At 46.0% G+C, this 6,557-nt stretch carries 5 protein-coding genes; all 5 read left to right on the top strand.

The genetic code is table 11. The annotated features are described in order from the left end of the window. Nucleotides 1–210 precede the first annotated feature (210 nt). On the top strand, nucleotides 211–1,602 hold the full coding sequence (locus ACMQ5W_RS12680; protein WP_419025479.1) for a YfcC family protein: 1,392 nt from the start codon (nucleotides 211–213) through the stop codon (nucleotides 1,600–1,602). A gap of 20 nt (nucleotides 1,603–1,622) precedes the next feature. Further along, complete coding sequence (locus tag ACMQ5W_RS12675; protein WP_419025478.1) at nucleotides 1,623–2,798, top strand: amidohydrolase; 1,176 nt, start codon at nucleotides 1,623–1,625, stop codon at nucleotides 2,796–2,798. Between the two features lie 95 nt (nucleotides 2,799–2,893). Next, nucleotides 2,894–3,769: a dimethylarginine dimethylaminohydrolase family protein gene (locus ACMQ5W_RS12670; protein WP_148494511.1), complete on the top strand. Its 876-nt coding sequence runs from the start codon at nucleotides 2,894–2,896 to the stop codon at nucleotides 3,767–3,769. A gap of 17 nt (nucleotides 3,770–3,786) precedes the next feature. Beyond that, nucleotides 3,787–5,457: a M20/M25/M40 family metallo-hydrolase gene (locus tag ACMQ5W_RS12665; RefSeq protein WP_419025477.1), complete on the top strand. Its 1,671-nt coding sequence runs from the start codon at nucleotides 3,787–3,789 to the stop codon at nucleotides 5,455–5,457. Between the two features lie 305 nt (nucleotides 5,458–5,762). After that, nucleotides 5,763–6,557 (top strand): carbon-nitrogen hydrolase family protein, encoded by a 795-nt coding sequence (locus tag ACMQ5W_RS12660; protein WP_419025476.1) that lies wholly within the window; start codon nucleotides 5,763–5,765, stop codon nucleotides 6,555–6,557.

The following is a 6,557-nucleotide window of genomic DNA, read 5'->3' as shown; positions in this document are numbered from 1 at the left end:
ACACCGTCATCGTACCGGAAGGCTATCCGGCAGTGCTGAAAGCGGTACAGGACCTGGGCTACAAGACAATCTTAGTTGACACATCAGAGTACAGAAAACTTGATGGCGGACTTAGCTGCCTATCACTGAGATTTTAGAAAAATACGATTAGACTCCACGGGACCGATGGAGAGGTCGCTTCAATAAAATGAAGAAAGAGAGGACCACAAAATGCCAACCCTTAATGACAAAAAGAAAAAGTTTAAGTTTCCAAGTAGTACACTGATGCTGTTTAGTATCATCATCATCATCGCAATCATGACGTATATTGTACCGGCAGGACAATACGCCTATGTAGATCAGGGCGGTACCCAGGTCGTAGACGGCAGCAGCTTTAAGTATGTTGATCAGAACCCTGTCAACCCGTTTCGCATTTTCGTAGCCATTCAGGAAGGATTCCTCAACGGCGCACAGATTATTTTCCTGATTCTGTTCGGCTATTTCTGGGTATATTCTGTCATGCAGACAGGCGCGTTTACCGCGATGATCAACAGACTGCTCAGCAGTAGAGCAAGAGACAGCAAGCTGTTCATCCCGATTGTAATGCTGGTATTTTCACTGGCAGGATCTACATATGGCGAGTTTGAAACCGTGTACGGATTGATTCCGATTTTCGTTGCCCTGGCAATCGCTTTGGGTTATGATGCCCTGGTGGGCATGTGCATGTCCGGTGTGGCGGTTGCAGTCGGTTTTGCATCTGCGACGACAAATCCGTTTACCATCGGCATCGCACAGACCTTCGGCGATTTGAAGATGTTCTCAGGATTAGGATATAGATGGGTAATATTTGTAGTATTCTATCTGGTTTCCATGGCGTTAGTTATGAGATACGCGATGAAAGTCAAAAAAGATCCGACCAAGAGTTTGGTCTATGGTGAGGACTATTCCGCATTCAAAGTTGAAACTGATGCGAATATGCCATTTACTGCCAAACATAAGCTTTTGATGCTGGGCATGATCGTGACGGTCATAACCATCGTATACGGTTCGTTGAAACTGAACTGGTACATCAACGAGATGAGCGGCGTGTTCATCATTTCTGGTATCTTATCTTCGATCATCGGCGGAAAGAGACCGGAGGGCATTGCAGCAGATCTCATTACATCTATATCGGAAATGACCGTCGCCATGGTAGTCGTAGGTCTTTCCAGAACGATTTTGGTCATCATGCAGAATGGAGTCATCATTGATACCGTGATTCACGGAATGAATTCCTTGATGCAGGGTCTGCCTACATGGGCAACTGGCGAGATGATGCTGGTGGTTCAGAACATCTTGAACTTCTTCATCCCTTCAGGCAGCGGACAGGCGGCGGCGATTATGCCAATCATGATACCGCTGGCGGATTTGACAGAGCTGAACAGGCAGATTGCGGTCTTGGCATATCAATTTGGAGATGGATTCTCCAATCTGCTGTGGCCGACAGGCGCCTGTGCCATCATGTGTGGTATTGCAAAGATTCCGATGGGAAAATGGTACAAATTCTTCTTGCCGATCTTTGGAATTATGTTCCTGCTGCAGTCATTCTTTGTAATCCTGGCGGTATTCATCGGGTACCATTAATAGAGAGGTGTAAGGCAAATATGTTAGACGAGAAGCAATTAAAAGATCTGTTGCTGCCGAAAATTGACAGCTATAGAGAAGAAGTAAATGCACTAAATGATTACATGGCGGAAAACCCGGAGATCGGAAGTGCAGAGTTCCAAAGCTCTGCCGCCATTGTAACGCTGCTGAGAAAGCACGGTATAGAGACAGAATATCCTTTTGCTGGATTTGACACAGCCTTCAAGGGCGTGATCAACCCGGAAAAGAAGGAAAGAATGGCGCTTCTCGCAGAGTATGACGCGCTGAGAGGTCTGGGGCATGCCTGCGGACATTGTGCCAGTGGCAGTTCCAGCGTCCTCGCAGCTCTCGCATTGAATGAGGTGAGAGATCAGCTAGACTTTGGTGTCGATATCATCGGCACACCCGATGAGGAAATCAACGGTACCAAGTGCTTGATGGCAGATAAAGGTGTCTTTGATGGATATGATTTTGCCGCCATGGTCCATATGGGACCCTTCAGTACAGCGACGTCAGAATTCATCGCCCTCGACGGGTTGGGTTTTAAATGGCACGGACAGCCGGCCCATGCAGCTGCAGCGCCTGAAAAGGGCAGAAACGCCCTCAACGCTGCCAGACTATTCCTGGATGCTACCGATATGATGCGACAGCATGTCATCGAAGAAGCGCGCATGCACGGCTTTATCAAAAACGGCGGAGAGGCATCCAACATCGTGCCGGAGTTTGCAGAGGTCGAATTTTTGACCAGGGCTCCCCGCAGGGAAGATCTCAACGATATCACAGCCTGGGTAAAGGACTGCGCCAGAGCGGCAGCCTTGGCGACGAGGACAGAAGTAGAAATGTTCCCCGTGGGTGAACCCTTCCACGAGCTATATATCAGTGAGTTAGGTGCAAATTTAATGCGTGAGAGCTTTGATGAATTAGGCATTCCGTGTGCAAATCAGTCGGGCATGAAAGGTTCTTCGGATATTGGAAATGTGGACTACAGATGTCCGGCATTTCACCCTATGATGGGAATCGGCATAGAAGAAAACTGTCATACCCAGGAATTTGCCGATGCGATGATGACGCAAGGCGCTCATGATGCCATCAGGAATTCTGCATCTTTGCTCCTTTGCATGGCCGCAAAATTGTATGGCAATCCGCAATTGCTTCAGCAGATCAAGGCGGACCACAAGGCTTATCGAGGCTATTAAAATAGAAAAGAACATGATCACATGTGATAATCAGGGAGTGTAGAAATGCATTCCTTGATTGCGTATCAAAAAGAATTTATGGAGGTATATGAGTTATGAATTACGGATGTCAGAGTATGGTAAAGAAAATCGATACGATTATGATCAAACGCCCAGAGGCGGCTTTTGTCAGCCAAGAGAATCTGGACGCGACTTGGGAGGCTTTCAAATATTACGGCTGCCCTGATTATGAAAAGGTGTTGGAAGAATATGCGCAGTTCGAGAAAATCATCAAGGACAATGTGGAGAATGTATATTATCTGCCATATGACGAGAGAACAGGACTGGATTCTATCTATACCCACGACTCTTTAAAAGTGACTAGCAAAGGCGCCATCTATTTTCCAATGGGTAAAGAGCTGAGAAACAAGGAACGTCTGGCAACGGAAGAGTTTCTCAGTGCCAATGGTGTGCCAACCCTTGGCTATATCACTGCCCCTGGAAAGATGGAAGGCGGGGATGTCCTCTGGATTGATGAAAAGACCGTGGCGATTGGACGCGGTTACAGAACCAATGATGAAGGCATCAGGCAGTTCAAAGAACTGACGAAGGATTTTATTGACGAATACATCGTCGTGCCGATGCCCCATGGAGACGGCGAAGAAGCCTGCCTACATCTGATGAGCATCATCAGCTTTGTGGATACTGATAAGGCGGTAGTCTATTCCAAGTACATGCCGGTATTTTTCAGAGAATATTTGATTGAAAAAGGCATTCAGCTGATTGAGTGCAACGATGAAGAGTACGATTATCTGGGTACGAACTTATTGGCGTTGGAACCTGGAAAGTGTATTTTAATCAAGGGCTGCCCCGATATCCAGAAAAAAATCGAAGATGCAGGCGTGACAGTATATACATATGAAGGAAAAGAACTCTCATATAGGGGAACTGGCGGACCGACTTGCCTGACTTGCCCTGTATGCAGAAAATAAGAATACGAGGTAATGCTATGAAAAACACCGACATAGATTTTGCCGCCTTAGGCAGCAGAATTAAAGAGATACTATATGATTATGTCAAAATTCAAAGCTTTACAAATACACCAAAAGAAAGAGAAGTAGAAAGATTTTTCGAAAATCATTTTAACCAAGTTACCTATTTCAGAGACCATCATGAATTCTGGGGCTTATATCCCCTCGAGGATGATTCTCTCAACAGAAATGTATGCTGGGCTATGGTAAAGGGAAAGGGAAATAAGACGGTTACTCTCGTTCATCATTACGATATCGTGGATATCGAAGATTTTAAAACTCTTAAATCGTTCGCCTTTTCCCCTGACCAGCTCAGGAATGAGCTGGCAAAGCATCAGGATATGCTGCCTGACGATGCGAAGAAGGACTTGGAGGAAGACACATTTTTGTTCTGCCGAGGCGGCTGCGATATGAAGGCGGGCGGCGCGATTCAGTATGCTCTGCTGGAAAGCTACAGCGAACTTGTGGATTTTGATGGAAATGTCATCGTCATCGGCGTACCCGATGAGGAAAATCTCTCTGCGGGAATGAGGGGTGCTGCAAGGTTGCTTGCAGAATTGAAAAAGAAATATGATTTAGAATACATCATGATGATAAATTCAGAACCACATCAGAGGAAAGACTTTAGCAAAGGCGTTTTTTCTGAGGGCACGGTTGGGAAGATGATGCCTTTTGTATATGTAAGGGGTTTTCTTTCCCATGCAGGCAAAGTCTTCGAAGGCCTGAACCCGGTATCCGTTCTGTCAGAAATTGTGACGCGTACAGAGGTCAACATGGACTTTGCTGACGCAGTGAATGGGGAAGCGGCACCGCCGCCGACCTGGCTTTATCTCAAGGACAGCAAAGATCGATACGATGTGTCTATGCCGCTGACAGCGCAGGGTTGTTTCAGCGTACTCACCTTGAAGCAGACCCCTTCTGAGCTGCTGTCAAAGGTAAAGAAGGTCTGCCAGGAGGGATTCAGCGCAGTCATTGACAGGATGAACCGCAATTATGCCGAATTCTGCCAGAAAACCGGCCAGTCTGTAAAACTGCTGCCATGGTCTGCCAAGGCAGTCAACTTTAAGGAACTTTACGAAGAGGCGAAGGAAAACGGCGGCAGTGCCTTTATCAAAGATTATGAGGCTGCTTTACAGGGAATTCTCGAAGACATGGAAGACGGTAAAATCAATATGATAGAAGGCAATTTCTGCCTCATTGAAAAAATCTACGACTATATCGAGGATATCTCGCCGAGGGTAGTCTACGGTTTGCTGCCTCCATACTATCCTAACGTGTCAAACATCTATTTTGATGGTATTGCATCGGCGGCGCGCGGCATGAGTGAAAAGCTGTCAGCCTATGCGCAGGAGGTATACGGCCAGGAATACACCAAAGAGTATTTCTATACTGGCATCTGCGATCTGAGTTATATCAATATCGACGATCCGCAAAAGCAGAGGGCTTCTGTGGCCGATTCCATGCCGTTGCTGGGGCAATATTACGATATTCCGTTTGAGGAAATTAAAGAAATCTCCATGGCTGGCATCAACATCGGGCCGTGGGGCAAGGACTTCCACAAGCTGACAGAGAGGGTCTGCAAAGAGGATCTTTATGAGAGAACGCCCCACATTTTGGATGCGGCGATTAAAATGCTGCTGACAGAATAAGAAAAGTAAAGATAGCGATAGATTGTCTCAACCATCTGAAAATGAGCATATTTGAAAAAAGAGATTGTGTGTTTATACGATCTCTTTTTTTGTTCCTGTATTTAGTCTTATTAAATGTATTCAATTTAAATGCACTAATTCCAGTTATTAGCGTTAAATGTATCCATTAACTGCGTGCAACGCCGATTCTCGCAGCAATCAATATTCATCTCTATCGTTGGAAATCAGCCGTTTTCAATCATCGCTTTTATCTTGGCACGAGGATTGCTATTATTATACCCAAGTTCACAAATGAGGAGGTCAAAATGAAAAGAGAAATCAGCGTAATGGGTATCCAGGTGGGGATAACCGAGGACAAACACGATAACTTGAGACGAGCTTTGGCTCTAATTGACGAGGGCTTTGAAAGATACAAGAAAATTGATGTAATCTGCCTGCCAGAGCTATATTATTCCAATCCCACGAAAGAGAACCGCAGCAGCATAGGAGAGGTGTTGGATTCGGAATTCTTTCATGAGTTTTCTAAGTGCGCTAAAACACACCGTGTAAATATCATTACGGGAAGCTACCCGCTGATCAAAGGGGACAGGTTGCTGAACACTTGTCTGTGCATTGATCGAGAGGGAAACTTGATTGGCGACTACAGTAAGACCCATCTCTTTGATGCGTTTTCATCAAAGGAATCCGATACGGTGGACGCTGGCGATGAAATCGGTATCTTTGACTTTGATTTTGGCAAAGTGGGTATTGCGATTTGCTATGAACTGCGGTTTCCGGATTACCTGCGCACGCTGGCGCTGAAGGGAATCGATGTGCTGTTTGTACCTTCCGCCTTCTACACGCCGCGCCATGATCAGTGGGATATCCTGGTACAGTCGGCAGCCCTCGACAATCTGCTCTATGTAGTAGCTCTGAACCAGCATAATGATCACTTCTTCGGCAGAAGCTGCATGGCAGACCCTTGTGGTTTGATTGTTTCTCGGGTATCTGACCAGGAAGGGATCATGTATGGCATATTGGACATGGATTATCAGGAAAAGGTCAGAGAGCAGGTACCTACTTATCAGAACAGACGGCCGGAACTATATGATATAAAATAG

The sequence above is a fragment of the Emergencia sp. genome (assembly GCF_048465375.1).
In the GTDB taxonomy this organism is placed as follows: Bacteria; Bacillota; Clostridia; order Peptostreptococcales; family Anaerovoracaceae; genus Senimuribacter.
Note: the sequence above shows the minus strand (reverse complement) of the source record. Positions and strands in the feature narration are given on the sequence as shown.